Raw genomic sequence first — 16425 nt, forward strand, 5'->3', positions numbered from 1 at the left:
CCGGGAGGCAAGCGAGGGGAGCGCGTCGGGAGCTTTCTCAGCGGGACCTTGATGGCCCTGCTTCAGCCGACGCGCTTTCCAAGTACGAGAATTCGGGTGCGCATGGCACTGACCCTCTCCCCGACGCACTACCAGTGTCAAGTGGGTGGGACAGGCGTCTCATTATTTGAGCGGATCGAGGGATGGTTTCCGGCCGTCGCGGCGGTCGCCACCGGCCCGCCCGCACCCCCGCTGAGCACCGGCAACGCGGATGCGCCGGGGAGCGGGTACGCGTCCCGGACGAGCGCGCGGCGCAGCCGGTACTCGTCGAGCGGGCCCGAGAAGGCCATGCCCTGGCCGTGGGTGCAGCCCATGGTGCGCAGGGCCAGTACCTGCTCGGGCACGTCCACGCCGTCGGCGACGGACTGCAGCCCGAGGTCGCCGGCGATCCGGAGCAGTCCGCTGGTGATCTTGCGCAGCCGGGCGGACTCGACGACTCCCTCGACGAGGCTCCGGTCCAGCTTCAGGACGTCCACGGGGAGGCGGCGCAGGGCGTTGATGGCCGCGTAGCCGCTGCCGAAACCGTCCAGGGCGATCCGCACGCCCAGTCGGCGCAGGGCGACCAGGCGCTGTTCCAGCTCGTCGAACGAGGTCCGCGGGTCGTTGTCCGCGAGCTCGATCATCAGCGATCCGGACGGCAGCCCGTGCCGGGTCAGCAGGGCCTCGACGGAGTCCAGGGGCAGGGAGCGGTCCAGCAGCCGTCGGGCGGAGAGCCGGATCGAGACCGGGGTGAAGTGGCCGAGCCCGGCCCGCTCGGCGGCCTGCTCGACGGCCTCCTCCAGGATCCAGCGGCCGAGCTCGGCGGTGCGTTCGCCCTCCCTGGCGTTCGCCGTGTCGGCGACCCGCAGGAACTCGGCCGGGGTGAAGAGGATGCCCTGGGCGGAGCGCCAGCGGGCCTGGGCGGCCACGGCGGTGATCCGGCCCGTGGACAGGTCCACCACCGGCTGGTGGAGCAGGGCGAACTCGCCGTCGTGCAGCGCGGTGCGCAGCCGGGCCGCGAGTTCGGTCCTGCGGACGACGTCGTCCTGCATCTGCGGGGCGTAGAGCTCGACGCGGTCCTTGCCGCCGGCCTTGGCGCGGTACATGGCGAGGTCGGCGTTGCGCAGCAGGTCCCCGGCACTGATCCCCGGCTCGGCGAAGGCGACTCCGATGGAGGCCGCGACCCGCACCTCGCGCGCACCGTCGAGTCGGTACGGCTGCGAGAGCGTGAGGCGCAGCCGGTCGGCGATCTCCTGGACCTGAGCCTCGCGGGCGGTCCGGTCCCGGCCGCCGTCGCCGAGGATGAGGGCGGCGAACTCGTCGCCGCCGAGGCGTGCGGCAGTGTCCCCGGTGCGCACGGAGTCCTGGAGCCGGCGCGCGGCCTGGACGAGGAGCTCGTCGCCCGCCTGGTGGCCGAGCCGGTCGTTGACGGCCTTGAAGCCGTCGAGGTCGATGAAGAGCACGGCGGTGCCGGGGTCGGAGGAGCGCCGTCCGGCGAGCGCGTTTCTGACCCGCTGGGTGAACAGGGCGCGGTTGGGCAGGTCGGTGAGCGGATCGTGCTCGGCGTTGTGCTGGAGCTGGGCCTGGAGCCGGACGCGTTCGGTGACGTCCCGGCTGTTGAAGAGCAGCCCGCCCTGGTGGCGGTTGACGGTGGACTCGACGTTGAGCCAGTCGCCGCGGCCGGAGCGGAAGCGGCATTCGATGCGGGTGGTGGGTTCCTCCGCGGGGGGCACGGCCAGGAAGCGGCGCACTTCGTGGACCACGCCGCCGAGGTCCTCGGGGTGGATGAGGGAGGCCAGCTCCTCGCCGATCAGGTCCTCGGCGTCCCGTCCGTAGACCCCGGACGCGGCGGGGCTGACGTAGCGGAGCACCCCGGTGGGCGCGGCGATCATGATGACGTCGCTGGACCCCTGCACGAGGGACCTGAAGTGGTTTTCCTTCTGGGCCAGTTCGTGGGTGAGGGCGATGTTGTCCAGCAGCATGATGCCCTGCCGCACGACCAGGGCGAGCACGACCGTGCAGCCGGTGAAGACGACCACGCGGTCCACTCTTCGTCCCTCGACGACGTTGTACAGGATGCCGAGCGTGCAGACGGCGGCGGCCAGGTACGGGGTGAGGGCGGCGAGGGATCCGGCGACGGGGCGGCTGGGCAGCCGCTGGCCGCGCGCGGCGGGGGCCGTGGTGTCGCGGCCGCGGCGCGCGCCCCAGGGCGCGTAGGCGAGGAGCAGGGAGCCGGCGAACCAGCCGGCGTCGAGGAGCTGGCCCGAGGTGTAGTTCTCGCGGAGCAGCGGTGAGGTGAACAGGGCGTCGCAGAGGACGGTGAGGGCGAGGGCGGCGATGGCGGTGTTGGTCGCCGAGCGGTTCACCTGGGAGCGGCGGAAGTGCAGGGCCAGCACCATGCTGACGAGGACGATGTCGAGCAGCGGATAGGCCAGGGAGAGGGCGGCGCGGGCGACGCTCTCCCCTTCGAAGTGCGTGGTGTGCGCGAGGGCGAGGCTCCAGGAGAGCGTCAGCAGGGAGCCGCCGATGAGCCAGGCGTCGAGGGCGAGGCAGACCCAGCCGGCCCGGGTGACGGGCTTCTTGGCGAGGACGAGCAGACCGACGATCGCGGGCGGCGCGAAGAGGAGGAAGAACAGGTCGGCGAAGGACGGGCTGGGCACCTCCTGGCGGAGCACGACCTCGTACCAGCCCCAGACGGCGTTGCCGACGGCGGCCATCCCGGAGGAGAAGGCGAAGAGCAGCCAGGCGGGGCGGAAGCGGTTCTCGCGCACCCGGGCGTAGAGGAAACAGGAGACGCAGGCGGCGAGCGCGGCGACGCTGAGTCCGAAGTCGCCCATGATCATGGCCAGTTCCACGGAGCCCCAGCCGAGGGCGGCGCCGGTGGCGTAACCCGCGCAGACCAGCCCGAGGGCGACCTGGGCCGCGACCGCGCCGACCCCGTTGCGGTCGGGGCCGGGCCGGGCGGGGCCCGTGCCCTCGGCTCCCGGAGCGCGGGGGGCGGGCGCGTGCGGATCCGGGCCGTGGTGGCCGGAGCCGGTCCGCGCCGTCCCGGCGGCGCCCCCGCCGGCCGGACCGCCGGCACCGGCGTCACGGGCGCCGACGCCACCGGCGCCGCCGACACCGGCCAGGGCCCGCCGGCCGAGGAGCATGCCCGTGGTGCTCATGGCGCCTCCCGGCGGGGTGTCGGGGCTCCGCTCTCCCGGTGGCCCGTCGGTGCCCGTGGGCCCGTCGGGGTCGGCGGAGCGGGTGGCCTGGCCCGGAATGGCGTGGCCGCCGCCCGTCGGGGTCGCGGGGCGTGCGAGGGTCGCCGACGGCGGCCCCGCCGCGTCGGATCGTCGGTCCATCGGCCGCACTTCACCCGCCACCCCCCTCGGTACCTGATGACCCTTCACGTTGCTCCCCGGCGTCAGCCCGTACTCGACGCAGCCCCCCGCCCTGGGGACGATACACCAGAGTCGTCACTCAGGGACAGGGTCGCTCTACTCTGCGTGACGGAATGCGGGTTCGCAGCGGGCGTATCAGGGGGCGCGCGGCGCCGGGGCGCCCGCTCAGGTGGTGAGGACCACGTTGGCCAGCGGCTCCCCCGCGGCGAACCGGCGCAGCTGGGCGGCGAGCAGCCGCTTCGCGCGGGGCATGAAGGCCGAAGTGGAACCGCCGACATGGGGGCTCACCAGCACACCGGGAGCGTGCCACAGCGGGTGGCCGGGCGGCAGCGGTTCCGGATCGGTGACGTCGAGGGCCGCCGTGATCCGGCCACTCTCCACCTCCTTGAGCAGGGCGGCCGTGTCCACCACCGGTCCGCGGGCCACGTTCACCAGCAGGGCGCCGTCCTTCATCCGGCCCAGGAAGCCGGCGTCGGCGAGGTGCCTGGTCGCGGGCGTGAGCGGAGTGGACAGCACCACCACGTCGGCCTGCGGCAGGAGCGCGGGCAGCTCGGACAGCGGGTGCACCGGGCCGCGCTCCGTGGTGCGGGCGGAGCGCGCGACGCGCACCACCCGCGCGCACTCGAACGGCGCGAGCCGGTCCTCGATGGCGGCACCGATCGACCCGTATCCCACGATGAGGACGGACTTGTCGGCGAGGGCCGGGTAGAAGCCGCCCCGCCACTCCTCGGCGTCCTGCGCGCGCACGAACCCGGGGATGCCGCGCAGCGAGGCGAGGATCAGCGCGAGGGTCAGCTCGGCCGTGCTGGCCTCGTGGACGCCCCGTGCGTTGCACAGCTCGACACCGGCCGGCAGCAGTTCGACTCCGGGTGTCACGTGGTCGATCCCGGCGGACAGCGTCTGCACGGCCCGCACCGAGGTCATCGCGGCGAGCGGCCGGACGGCGACCTCGGAACCCTTCATGTAGGGGACCACGTAGAAGGCGCAACGGGCCGGATCGGCGGGGAAGTCGGGCCCGCCGTCCCAGAAGCGGTAGGTGATTCCTGACCCGCCCGGCTCGGGCAGCCCGTCGATCTCGTCCGCCGCGAACGGAAGCCACACGTCAGGGGTGGTGTCGTCGAGTGTCATGTCCGGGAGGCTATGCGATGGATCCCGCGTTCCATTGGTTACTTTGGGGGGCGGCACAGGGAGGGGTAGCAGCGGGTGGAGCGCAGGACTATCGGGGCGGCGGCGCTCGACGTGGGTGCGGTCGGCCTGGGCTGCATGCCGATGAGCTGGGCCTACGACACCTCGCAGCAGCGGGGCGACCGCTCGCTGCGGACGGTGCACGCGGCGCTGGACGCGGGCGTGACCCTGCTCGACACCGCGGACATGTACGGGCCGTTCACCAACGAACTGCTGGTGGGGCGGGCCCTGAAGGAGCGTCGGGCGGAGGCGTTCGTGTCGACGAAGTGCGGCCTGCTCGTCGGCGACCAGCACGTCGTCGCCAACGGCCGCCCCTCGTACGTGCGTCGGGCCTGCGACGCCTCGCTGCGGCGCCTCCAGACGGATGTCATCGACCTCTACCAGCTGCACCGGGCCGATCCCGAGGTGCCCGTCGAGGACACCTGGGGCGCGATGGCCGACCTGGTCTCGGCGGGCAAGGTGCGCGCGCTCGGCCTGTGCGCGGTGGGGGCGCGGGCGTCCCGGCGCGGCGGCTCCGACCGGTACGAGGGAACGATCCGCCAACTCCAACGGATCCAGCAGGTGTTCCCGGTGAGCGCGGTGGAGGCGGAGCTGTCGGTCTGGTCGCCCGAGGCGCTGCGGCGGCTGCTGCCGTGGTGCGAGGCGCGCGGCGTCGGGTTCCTGGCCGCGATGCCGCTGGGCAACGGCTTCCTCACCGGCACGCTGACGCCGGGCGGCGGCTTCGAGCCGGACGACCCGCGGGCCCGGCATCCGCGTTTCACGGCGGAGATGATGGCCGCGAACCAGCCCGTGGTGGCCGGGCTGCGGCGGGTGGCCGCGAGACACGGCGAGGAGGTCACGCCGGCGCAGGTGGCGCTGGCGTGGACGCTGCGTCAGGGCCCGCACGTGGTACCGATCCCCGGGACGAAGCGGGAGGCCTGGGCGGTGGAGAACGCGCGGGCGGCGGAGCTGCGCCTGGCGGCGGCGGACCTGACGGAGATCGCCGGCCTGCCGGCCCCGCGGGGGTCCTGGGACTGAAGCGTGTGGCGAGAGTCCCGCCCCCGGCCGGAGGCCATGGGCTCGGCTCAGCCCCGTTCCTCTCCGCCGACCGCGGCCTCGTACGCGAGCAAGGTGTCGACGAACAGTCGCCGCTGATCCGGCGTCAGGGGGGCCAGCGCCTTGCGCCACGCGGCCGCGCCCGGAGCGAGCCAGGCGGTGATCGCGGGTTGCTGCTCGTCCGCGATGCCGATGATCCGCCGACGCCGGTCCGCCTCGTCCTCGCGCCGTTCCAGGATTCCCTTCCGGCTCAGGTCGCCCACCAGCAGGCTCACTGTCGTCGGCGCGACCTGCAGCCGGGCCGCCAGCTCGTTCACGGTCATCGGCCCGTCGAAGAGCAGGTAGGCGAGCAGCGAGAGGTGACGCGGCGCCAGCGCCAGGGACTGCATCACCTCGGGCACGGGGATCTTCTTGGCCCGGCCCACCATCCGGGGCATGAGCAGCAGCAGGGCCCTCACGGTGTCGTCGACTCCGCTGTCGCCGCTCTCCGCGGCGTCACGCCTCTCGGGCCTTGACATCGCACACCCCTCCACGTTTACCTTTGCCTTCAAAGGTATTTTGCTTTCAAAGCGAGCTTCCATCGTACGTACCGGCGTGAACGGAGTGGCCACCCATGCCGCATTTCAACGTGCACATCCGCGAAGAAGCCCTCGACGGGACGGTAGAACCGAAGCTGATCAGCGCCCTGACCGACGCCGTCGGTGCCGTCTACGGCGACGGGTTCCGCCGCCTCGTCGGGGTGGACCTGATCGGCATCCCCCGGCACCGCCGGGGCATCGGCGGCGAACCGACCGACGACGACGCGCCTCTCGTCACCCTCAGCATGCGCGAGGCCGCGTATCACCTGCCCCAGGTCCCGGACGCACCCGCCCGCCTCGTCGCCGCCACCACCGACGCCCTGGTCGACGTGCTCGGCGAGGCCGTCCGCAAGCAGGTCATCGTGACGATCGTCGGCGTCCCCGACGGCCGCACCGGAGTCGCCGGCACGGTGGCCTGACGCGCGGGCGCAGGCCGGGGTGACCCGCATCCGGCCTGCGCCCGCGCCGACCCCGAAAGCCCGCCCGGCGAAAGCCCCGGCCGGAAGCGCACGGCAACCCGGTGAACCGACCGGTCACGGCCCCGGGTCCTGCCCGGGCCCACCGTCGCCGCGCCCCGATCCGCCCTGATCCGGCCGGACGCCTCCCTCACGGGGAACCTGATCGCCGCGAGCGGTGTTCCACAGGTGGGGATCGCCGTGAGAAGGGATCGGGACCATGCGCCGAGCTGGTGTGGGAGCCGTGGCGGCAGCCGTCACGTGGGTGCTCGTGGCGGGATGCTCCTCGGAGGGGGCCGCGGGGCCCGGGCCGGAGCGCCGGCCGCCCGCGCCGTCCGGCTCGTCGGCGCAGCCGGGCACCCCGGAACAGGGGCGGGTGAGGGTGGCGAGCACGCTCACCACGGATCTCGACTCGCCCTGGGGGCTGGCCGCGCTTCCCGGCGGCGACCTGCTGGTCTCCTCGCGCGACGAGCGGACGATCACCCGTGTCGACGCCGCGACCGGACGGAGGACTCCGCTCGGAGAGGTGCCCGGGGTGGTGCCGGAAGGTGAGGGCGGGCTGCTCGGCCTGGCCTCGCGGGACGGCTGGGTGTACGCGTACTTCACGGCGGAGCGTGACAACCGCATCGTGCGGATGCGCCTCGGGGACCGGCTGGGCCCGCCCGAGGTGATCCTCTCCGGCATCCCGAAGGGGTTCGTGCACAACGGCGGCCGGATCGCCTTCGGCCCGGACGGGATGCTGTACGCCGGGACGGGCGAGACGGGGCGGACGGGCCTCGCGCAGGACCGGACGTCGCTGGGCGGGAAGATCCTGCGGATGACCCCGGAGGGCGAGCCGGCGCCGGGCAACCCCTTCCCCGGTTCGCCGGTCTACTCGTACGGGCACCGCAACGTGCAGGGCCTGACGTGGGACGAGGACGAGCGGCTGTGGGCGTCCGAGTTCGGCCAGAACACCTGGGACGAGCTCAATCTGATCGAGCCGGGGAAGAACTACGGCTGGCCGAGGGTGGAGGGCCGGGCCGGGGTGTCCGGCTTCGTGGACCCGGTGGCCCAGTGGAAGACGGAGGACGCCTCCCCGAGCGGGATCGCCTACGCCCGGGGCGCGGTCTGGATGGCCGGGCTGCGGGGCGAGCGCCTGTGGCGGATCCCGGTCCCGGCGGCGGGGGCGGAACAGTCGGGGGACCCCGAGGCGTTCCTCCGAGGTGAGTACGGGCGCCTGCGCACGGTCCTGGCGGCGGAGGGCGGCGGGCTCTGGCTGACGACCAGCGAGACCGACACCCGGGGCACGCCCGGGGCCGGCGACGACAGGATCCTCCGGCTGGAGGTCGAGTGAGGCGGCGGACACGATGTTCAACATGGCCGAGGAGTTCTTCGCACCGAGCCGCAAGCACACCGACGACGAGCGCCGGCGTCTGGCGCTGACCAGGGAGGACCTGGGCGACGGGGACCCCTCGCGGGGCCCGATAGACCTGACCTCGGGCCAGGTGACGATACGCGTCCCGGCCCCGGGTGACGCCCCGGCCGCGGACGAGCCGGCGGACCCCTCCCCGGACACCGGGGGCGGCCCGGGCGAGGCCGCACCGGGCGAGGTGCCGCGCGCCGAGTGACCGGGTTTGCCGGGCCGTACCGGGCCGCGACCCGGGAGGCGACCGGGTGCCCCGGTCCGTCCTACGGCTCCAGGAGGCGGAGGCGGTGGGCCAGTGCCGCCGCCTCCCCGCGGCCGGAGACGCCGAGCTTGGCGAGGATGTTCGAGACGTGGACGCTCGCCGTCTTCGGCGCGATGAAGAGCTCCTCGGCGATCTGCCGGTTGGTGCGGCCCGCGGCCACCAGGCGCAGGACGCCGTGCTCCCGCGGGGTCAGACCGAAGGTGTCCTCGTCGGCCTCGGGAGCGGCCGGGCCGGTGTCCGGGACGGTCAGGGAGAGGCGGCCGCGGGCGGCGAGCAGTTCCACGTCCTCGCGCAGCGGGCGGGCCCCCAACGCGACGGCGGTGGCGTGGGACTCCCGCAGCAGCGCCGCGGCCTCCTCGCGGCGGCCGCCCTCGGCCAGCAGGGCGTCGGCGAGGCGGTGCCGGGCGACGGCGAGCTGGTAGGGGCGCTCCACCGCCTCGTAGGCGGCGACGGTCTCGGCCCAGCGTTCGGCGGACAGGCGGTCCTCCGCCCGGCCCAGCTCGGCGGAGACGTGCAGGGAGTACGCCTGCCAGACCGGTGCCGCGATGGCCAGGGACCGGACGCAGCGGCGGATCAGGGCGAGCGCCCCGGGGCGGCCCTCGGCCGCGGCGGGCAGGCCGCGGGCGTCCGCCTCGGCGGTGACGGCGGCGAGCACGAGCGGCCAGCCGTAGCGCTGGGTGCCGGGCGGGAAGCCGCGTTCCGCGGCATCGGCGAACGCGGCGCGGACGTCCGCGATCCGCCCCGCGGCGGCGGCCAGCAGCAGTTGGACCTGTGACATCGGCAGGGTGTACTGCGGCATCGGGTCCTGGCTGCCGTAGCTCTGGCGGGCGACGGCCAGCTGGGCCTCGGCCGTGGCCGCTTCCCCGCGGGCGACGGCGAGCTGGGCCAGGCGCAGGGCGGCGGAGCCCCGCGGCCGGGCGCTCTGGCCCGCGTGCTCCAGCCACTCGGCCGCGCGCTGGGTCTCGTCCCACAGCCCCAGGGAGAACTGCGACTCGGCCTGGTTGGCGCGGATCCAGCCCTGGCTGTCGAGCAGACCGCGGGAGCGGGCCATCGTCAGCCCGGCCTCGGCGACCTCCAGGGCCTCCCGGGAGCGGCCGAGGGCCTCCAGGTTGGAGGCGAGGTTGACATGGGCGCGGGCCGACTCGTGGAGCAGGCCGAGCGCCGCGGTCCGGTCGCGCACCTCGTACATCGCGGCGAGCCCGCCCTCCGGGTCGCCGGCGGAGACCATGAGGGAGCCGAGGGTGAGCCGGGCGCCGAGCTCGATCGGCTCGGCCTTGACCAGCCGGGCGTACTCGACGGCTCGCTCGGCGGAGGCGAGGCTCTCGGGCCCGGGCTGGTGGACCAGCCCCCAGCCGGCGGCCACGGTGAGGACCGCGGCGTGCACGGCGGACGGGGGCAGTCCCTTGACGAGTTCCTGGGCGGTGGCGATCTCGGCCCAGCCGTCGGAGCGGCCGAGGCCGGACATGATGCGGGAGCGCTCGGTCCAGAACCACGCCTCGCGGAGCGGGTCACGGTCGCCCCCCTCCTCGCCGCCGAGGAGCCGCATGGCCATCTTGACGATCTTCAGGGCGCGTTCGCGCTCACCGCAGAGCCGGGCGGCCACGGCGGCCTCGGCCAGCAGGTCGAGGTAGCGCAGCGGGGTGGTCTCGGGGTCGCAGCCGCAGGGCGGGTATGCCTCGGCGTAGTCCATCGGGCGCAGCGAGCTGCGCACGTCGTCGGGGACGTCGTCCCACAGCTCCATGGCCCGTTCCAGCAGCCGGAGTTGTTCGGCGTACGCGCAGCGCTTGCGGGTCGCGACGGAGGCGCGGAGCACGGCGGGCAGTGCCCGGGCGGCGTCGTGCGCCTTGTACCAGTAGGAAGCGAGCCGGGTCGCCCGCTCGTCGGCGCGGACGAGCGCGGGATCGGCCTCCAGGGCTTCCGCGTAGCGCCGGTTGAGGCGGGAGCGTTCGCCGGGGAGCAGGTCGTCGCTGACGGCCTCGCGGACCAGCGAGTGACGGAAGCGGTAGCCCTCGCCGTCCGGGACGGCGAGCAGGATGTTGGCGCCGACGGCCGCGCGCAGCGCCTCGATGAGGTCGTCCTCGGCGAGTCGGCTGACGGCGGCGAGCAGGGCGTACTCGACGGTGGAGCCGCCCTCCGCGACGATCCGGGCGACCCGCTGGGCGTCGTCGGGCAGTGTCTCGACCCGGACCAGCAGCAGGTCGCGCAGCGAGTCGCTGAGGGCCGGGGAGACGCAGCCGGCCTCGCGGGAGACGACGAGTTCCTCGACGAAGAAGGCGTTGCCGTCGGAGCGGTCGAAGATCTGGTCGACCAGGGCGGCGTCGGGTTCGGCGGCGAGGATGCCGGCGAGCTGGCGGCGCACCTCGGTGCGGGTGAACCGGGAGAGTTCGATGCGGCGGATGCTCCGCAGCCGGTCCAGTTCGGCGAGGAGGGGGCGCAGGGGGTGGCGGCGGTGGATGTCGTCGGCCCGGTAGCTGGCGACGACGACGATGCGGCCGCGGCGCAGCGTGCGGAAGAGGTAGGCGAGCAGGTGCCGGGTGGAGGCGTCGGCCCAGTGCAGGTCCTCCAGGACGAGGACGATCGTCCGGTCGGCGGCGAGCCGCTCCAGGAGCCGTACGGTCAGCTCGAAGAGGCGTGCGGTGGAGTCCTCGTTGTAGGGCTCGTGGCTGCCGACGTCGCCGAGTTCGGGCAGCAGCCGGGCGAGTTCGCCCTCCTGCCCGTCGGCGGCCGCCGCGAGTTCGCCGGGCAGGCGCCGGCTCAGCGAGCGCAGGGCCGTGGAGAAGGGGGCGAAGGGCAGTCCGTCCGCGCCGATCTCGACGCAGCCTCCGAGGGCGACGGTGGCGTCGCGGGCGCAGGCCGCGTCCACGAACTCCTCGATGAGGCGCGTCTTCCCGACGCCGGCCTCGCCGCCGATCAGCAACGCCTGCGGCTCGCCCGCGTGGGCGCGGGCGAGCGCGTCGGTGAGTGTTGTCAGTTCGTCCGCTCTGCCGACGAACACCGGGCTGACTGACCTGGTCTCCACGCCGGTGAGCATCGCACAGGCGTCGGCCGTGTCACCCATACGGGTCAGGCGGCCCGGACGAAGCGGCCCCGCTCGGCGCCCACCCGCCCCTCGTCCTCGTGACGGCCGCTGCGGCGGCCGAAGCGGCGGGCTCCCCCGGCGGCCCGGGCGGCCTCGTGGGAGAGCCGAAGGGCGGCGGCCTCACGGAGCAGCTCGGCGTGGTGCATGCGGTGGATCTCGTACGCGAACATCTCGTTCTCCCCGGGGTGTCGGCATCGCTCCCTGCGATGCCTCCACTCTCGTCTCCCAGGGGGTGCGGCCACATCGGGCGACTGCCGCATGTTCGGGGCACGGGGGGCCTTAGGCGGGTCCGGGAGGATACCTAGAGGGGCCCTCGCGTGGTGGGGGACAGCCCTCAGCCGGCGGTCGGCAGACTCAGGAACAGGTCGAAGTACATGCCGGCCGACAGGAACAGCCCGATGCCGCCGAGTACGGCTCCGGCCACGGCCACGGCCCGCACCCACGCCGGCCGCTCGGGGCGGGTGAGGACGACCACGGCGGTGATCAGGGCGAGCACGGCGAAGACGCCGTTGACGAGGGCGGTGGTGTGCCAGGCGTCGCCGTAGATCTCGGAGATCTGCTGGGCCGGGGTGCCGCCCTGCGCCTTGATCTGGCCGATGAGGGTCTCGCGCTCGCTGGCGACCTTGCCCATCCAGGTGCCGGTCAGGGCGGCGAGGCCCAGGGCGGCGGAGACGACGGCCGCGGCGCCCGCACCGACGCCGGCGGCGGGGGTGAGCCCGGCGTCGTCGTCCGCCTCGTCGGCTTCATCGGCTTCATCGGCGTACGTCTCGTCGTGGTCGGCGGCCGGCTCGCGGTCCGGGCCGTCGGCGTGCTCGCGGTCCCGCTCGTCGGTCCCCTCGAGGGCCTCCGCGCTCTCGTCCGTCTGCGCGGACTCGTCGGTCACCACGGTCTCGTCGGTCTTCGAAGCGTTCATGCGGCGCACGCTAGGCGGCCCGGATGAGAGGAGTCTTAACCGGGCCGGGCGCGGGGCCGGAAGAGCCGGCCGGACGTCCCCCGGTGCACCGCCCCGGCGGACGGCCGCCGGGGCGATGCACCGGGGGACGTCCGGCCGGTCAGGCCCTGCGGGCCTTCCACTCCGGTGCGAGGACCGACCAGACCTCCATGTCGTGCCGCTTGCCGCGGTAGAGGTAGCTCTCCCGCAGCACGCCGTCCCGGGTCATCCCCAGCCGGCGGGCGACGGCGATGCTCGCCTCGTTCTCCGAGGCCGCCAGCCACTCGACGCGGTGGATCCCGCGCTCCTCGACCGCCCAGTCGATGATCACGCGGGCGGCCCGGGTGACCAGGCCGCGGCCGGCGGCGGCGGGCTCCAGCCAGCAGCCCGCCTCGGCGGTGCCACCGGCCAGGTCCATGGTCCGGAAGAGCACCCCGCCGACGAGGCGGCCGTCGGCCCAGATGCCGTAGAGGCGGCCCGTGTCGTTCGCGGCCTTCTCGGCGTACGTCCGGAGGTAGGCGCGGGTCGAGTCCAGGTCGGCGACGAAGTCCGGCAGTGCGATGTAGCGGCCGACGAACTCCCGGCCGCGGTCCATGTGGGCGAGGAGTTCGGGGGCCTGCCAGGGCTCCAGCGGACGCAGCTCGGCGCCGTCGTCACCCAGTGATATCGCGAACATCCTCGTTCTCCTCCGCGGTCGGGACCGTCACGCGTTGCGAGGGGATCTTCGCACGCGGGCCGTCCGCGCCGGCAGCGTCCCGGGGTCCCTCGACGAGGCCGGCGGGCACGTCCAGCTCCCGGACGTCCGCCTCGCGCGCGTCCGCGGCCGCGCGGCACTCCGGCGGCTCGATGCTGATCCGGGGCATCCGGCGGTCCAGCCAGCGCGGCAGCCACCAGTTCGCGCCGCCGAGCATGTGCATGAGCGCGGGCACGAGAAGGGTGCGCAGGACGAAGGCGTCCAGGGCGACGGCCGCCGCGAGGCCGATGCCGAACATCGCGATGACGCGGTCCCCGCTGAGGACGAACGCCAGGAAGACGGAGATCATGATGACCGCGGCGGAGTTGATCACCCGGCTGGTCTCGGCGAGGCCGACGCGGACCGCCCGCCGGTTGTCACCGGTCTCCAGCCACTCCTCGTACATCCGGCTGACCAGGAAGACCTGGTAGTCCATGGAGAGCCCGAAGAGCACGGACACCATGATCACCGGCAGGAACGGTTCGATCGGGCCCGCGCTGCCGAGGCCGATGAGGTCGCTGCCCCAGCCCCACTGGAAGATCGCGACGACCACGCCGAACGCGGAGGCGACGGCCGCGACGTTCATCAGCGCGGCCTTCAGCGGGATGCCGACCGACCGGAAGGCGAGCAGGAGGAGCAGACAGCCGAGCGCGATCACGACGCCCACGAAGAGCGGCAGCTTGCCGACGATGATCTCGGCGAAGTCGTCGTACGACGCGGTGACGCCGCCCACGTGCACGTCCAGCGAGGTGCCGTTCTCGGCGGCCGGCAGGACGTCCTGGCGCAGCCGGTCGACGAGGTCGCTGGTGGCCTTCGACTGGGGGGAGGAGTCCGGTACGACGGTCAGGACCGCGGTGTCGCCGGCGCTGTTGTAGGTGATCGGCGAGACCGACTCGACGCCGCGGGTGTGGGCCAGCTTCGCCGGGAGGTCGCCGAGGGCGACCCGGTCGTCGGCGCCGTCGATCCCGGCGACGAGGGTGAGGGGTCCGTTGACGCCGGGGCCGAACCCGTCGGCGAGCAGGTCGTACGCCTTGCGGGTGGTGGCCGTTCCGGGGTTGTTGCCCTGGTCGGACGTGCCGAGGTGGAGCGAGAAGGTCGGCAGCGCCAGGATCAGCATGACGACGGCGGCGACGGCGCCGAGCAGCTTCGGGTGCCGCTCGACGAAGGCGGACCAGCGGGCCGCGAAGCCGGTGGGGAGCTCGGGCTGGGGGCCGTGCTCGGCCAGCTGCCGGCGTTCGCGCCTGCTGAGCGCCCGCATGCCGATGAAGGAGAGCAGCGCCGGGAGCAGGGTGACGGAGGCGGCGACCGTGAGGACGACGGTGAGCGAGGCGGCGATGGCGACGCCGTTGAGGAAGCCGAGCCGCAGGATCAGCATGCCGAGCAGCGCGATGCAGACGGTGGCGCCGGCGAAGACGACCGCGCGGCCCGTGGTGGCGACCGCGATCCGGGCGGCCTCCGCGACGGGGAGGCCGCGTTTGAGGCCCTTGCGGTGTCTGGTGACGATGAAGAGCGCGTAGTCGATGCCGACGCCGAGGCCGATGAGCATGCCCAGCATGGGGGCGAAGTCGGCGACCGTCATCACGTGACCGAGCAGGACGATGCCGGAGTACGCGGTGCCGACGCTGACCAGGGCCGTGGCGATGGGCAGTACGGAGGCGGCCAGGGAGCCGAAGGCGAGGAAGAGGACGACGGCCGCGACGACGACGCCGACCGCCTCGGCGACATGGCCGCCGGGGGCCTCGGTGAGGGCGACGGCGGTGCCGCCGAGCTCGACCTGGACGCCGTCGCCGGCGGCCTGCCGGGCGGTGTCGACGAGGGCCTGGGCCTGTGTCTCCGGGATGTCGTCGGCCTGGGCGCGGAAGGCGACCGTGGCGTAGGCGGTCCGGCCGTCCTCGCTGATCTGCGCCTGGGCGCCGGGGCTCTGGCCGTAGGGGGAGGTGACCGCGGCGATGCCGGGCAGCTCGGCGACCTCGTCGAGCATGCCGGTCATCCGCTGTTCGACGGCGGAGGCGCGGACGCTGCCCTTGTCCGTATGCCAGACGATGGTGTCGCTGTCGCCGCCCGCGCCCGGGAATCCCGCGTCGAGGAGGGCGGTGGCGCGGCCGGACTCGGTCCCGGGGACCTCGTAGTCGTTGGAGTACGCGCTGCCCGCGAGCGACGCCCCGGCGACGGTGCCGCCGAGGGCGACGAGCCAGAGCAGGACGGCGACGAGGCGGTGCTTGATGCACCACCGTGCGATAGCGGCCAACGGACGTGCTCCCTGGGTGGTTCGTGGATCTTTGACCGGGAACAGCCCGCAAAGAACGCATGGACCTACGTCAGGCCACTGTCGCAGCCTTACGTGATCGTTTGCCCCTTTCGTGTCGTTACTCACAGCGGCGCGGCGGAGGTCCGGACTTTCGGCCCGGGACCCCTCGGACCTCGGTGTACGCGACCCGGAGCTCGGTGTGCCCGGGCCCCGGCTCCCCCGCCCTGCGGCCCGGCCACCCCGGCCCGGGCCACCCCGGCCCACTCGGCTCGGGCCTCCGCACGCCGCCGCCGGGGTCAGCCGGAGACGCTCGGGCGGGCGTTCTCGACGTGGCCCATTCAGGCGCCTACGGAGGACGGTGAGGTGGTGAACGTCCAAGAGGACAGTCGCTCCGTCCAGGCGATTTCCGGCCGACCGGATCGGGGGCGTACGGGATCCTGAGGGCATGACCGACGGACGCATCAAGATCTGGTTCCGCTTCGTGCCGCGGGAGGGATGGCTGCCCCAGGACACCGAAGGGCTGTGGGCGACCCCGGTGGGCCCCGACACGGCCCGTGTGGACAACGTGCCGTTCCTGCAGGACGGGGTGGCCCAGGACGACGTCGTCCGCTTCACCACGGACGCGGACGGCACCCGTTGGGCGGCCGAACGCGTGACGGCCTCCGGGAACTGCACCCTGCGGCTGCTTCCGGTCGCCGACGGCCCGCTCGGCCGCAGTGCGCGGGCGGTGCACGAACGCCTGTCCCCCTTCGGTCTGGGGGGAGAGGCGTTCAGCGGGGAGTTCCCCCTCGTCGCCCTCAACGTCCCGGCAGACGCGCCGTTCACCGAGATCAAGGAACTGCTCGTCCAGGGCACCCGGAAAGGGTGGTGGCACTGGGAGATGGGGTGCGTGACGGAGCGCTGGCAGGCGGCCTGACCCCGACCCGCCGGCTCGCCGATCGCGCCGGGACCGCCGCACCGGGACCGGCACCGGGACCGCCACCGGCACCCGGCGCCCAGGGGCCGAGGACCGGTGCCGCGCCGTCGGATGCCGATCCGCGGGCGGGAGGGCGCGGTACACGAAGGCGGCCCGCACCGGAGAGTCCGGTGCGGGCCGCCTTCGTACGGGACCGG

13 protein-coding genes are annotated in these 16425 nt (G+C 74.0%); 5 read left to right on the forward strand and 8 right to left on the reverse strand.

All coding sequences use genetic code 11. The annotated features are described in order from the left end of the window. Positions 1-137: 137 nt before the first annotated feature. Positions 138-3362, reverse strand: a complete 3225-nt coding sequence (locus tag ACE1OA_RS10290) for a putative bifunctional diguanylate cyclase/phosphodiesterase (protein WP_432752666.1) — start codon at positions 3360-3362, stop codon at positions 138-140. Positions 3363-3566: 204 nt separating this feature from the next. Next, on the reverse strand, positions 3567-4529 hold the full coding sequence (locus ACE1OA_RS10295) for a 2-hydroxyacid dehydrogenase (RefSeq protein WP_356775368.1): 963 nt from the start codon (positions 4527-4529) through the stop codon (positions 3567-3569). A gap of 75 nt (positions 4530-4604) precedes the next feature. Between ACE1OA_RS10295 and ACE1OA_RS10300 the strand changes: the two genes are divergently transcribed. Then, complete coding sequence (locus ACE1OA_RS10300; RefSeq protein ID WP_432752667.1) at positions 4605-5603, forward strand: aldo/keto reductase; 999 nt, start codon at positions 4605-4607, stop codon at positions 5601-5603. 47 nt (positions 5604-5650) lie between these two features. Here the strand turns inward: ACE1OA_RS10300 and ACE1OA_RS10305 are convergent, their stop codons facing one another. Beyond that, a complete protein-coding gene (locus ACE1OA_RS10305) occupies positions 5651-6139 on the reverse strand; it encodes a MarR family transcriptional regulator (protein ID WP_432752668.1) in 489 nt (162 codons plus the stop codon). 95 nt (positions 6140-6234) lie between these two features. On the opposite strand from ACE1OA_RS10305, the gene ACE1OA_RS10310 reads away from it, so the two are divergent. The 3 genes from ACE1OA_RS10310 (at position 6235) to ACE1OA_RS10320 (ending at position 8261) form a co-directional block, all read left to right on the forward strand. Further along, a complete protein-coding gene (locus ACE1OA_RS10310; RefSeq protein WP_384870896.1) occupies positions 6235-6618 on the forward strand; it encodes a hypothetical protein in 384 nt (127 codons plus the stop codon). A 256-nt stretch (positions 6619-6874) separates the two neighbouring features. Continuing rightward, entirely contained in the window at positions 6875-7987 is a 1113-nt protein-coding gene (locus ACE1OA_RS10315) for a PQQ-dependent sugar dehydrogenase (protein WP_384870894.1), read from the forward strand. Between the two features lie 22 nt (positions 7988-8009). Continuing rightward, on the forward strand, positions 8010-8261 hold the full coding sequence (locus ACE1OA_RS10320) for a DUF6191 domain-containing protein (RefSeq protein WP_384870892.1): 252 nt from the start codon (positions 8010-8012) through the stop codon (positions 8259-8261). A 61-nt stretch (positions 8262-8322) separates the two neighbouring features. Here the strand turns inward: ACE1OA_RS10320 and ACE1OA_RS10325 are convergent, their stop codons facing one another. From ACE1OA_RS10325 to ACE1OA_RS10345, 5 genes are all read right to left on the reverse strand, one after another. Continuing rightward, positions 8323-11379, reverse strand: coding sequence for a helix-turn-helix transcriptional regulator (locus ACE1OA_RS10325; RefSeq protein WP_432752669.1), 3057 nt, complete (start codon positions 11377-11379; stop codon positions 8323-8325). A gap of 5 nt (positions 11380-11384) precedes the next feature. Next, positions 11385-11570 (reverse strand): hypothetical protein, encoded by a 186-nt coding sequence (locus ACE1OA_RS10330; protein WP_361315407.1) that lies wholly within the window; start codon positions 11568-11570, stop codon positions 11385-11387. A gap of 164 nt (positions 11571-11734) precedes the next feature. Continuing rightward, positions 11735-12313, reverse strand: a complete 579-nt coding sequence (locus ACE1OA_RS10335) for a hypothetical protein (protein WP_356608141.1) — start codon at positions 12311-12313, stop codon at positions 11735-11737. A 139-nt stretch (positions 12314-12452) separates the two neighbouring features. After that, entirely contained in the window at positions 12453-13007 is a 555-nt protein-coding gene (locus ACE1OA_RS10340) for a GNAT family N-acetyltransferase (RefSeq protein WP_356608143.1), read from the reverse strand. Next, on the reverse strand, positions 12985-15312 hold the full coding sequence (locus tag ACE1OA_RS10345) for an MMPL family transporter (protein WP_384870888.1): 2328 nt from the start codon (positions 15310-15312) through the stop codon (positions 12985-12987). The genes ACE1OA_RS10340 and ACE1OA_RS10345 overlap by 23 nt, the downstream gene beginning before the upstream one ends. A 445-nt stretch (positions 15313-15757) precedes the next feature. On the opposite strand from ACE1OA_RS10345, the gene ACE1OA_RS10350 reads away from it, so the two are divergent. Next, positions 15758-16228, forward strand: a complete 471-nt coding sequence (locus ACE1OA_RS10350; protein ID WP_386546331.1) for a DUF4265 domain-containing protein — start codon at positions 15758-15760, stop codon at positions 16226-16228. Positions 16229-16425 lie beyond the last annotated feature (197 nt).

Source organism: Streptomyces sp. JL2001 (assembly GCF_050917515.1).
Taxonomy (GTDB): domain Bacteria; phylum Actinomycetota; class Actinomycetes; order Streptomycetales; family Streptomycetaceae; genus Streptomyces.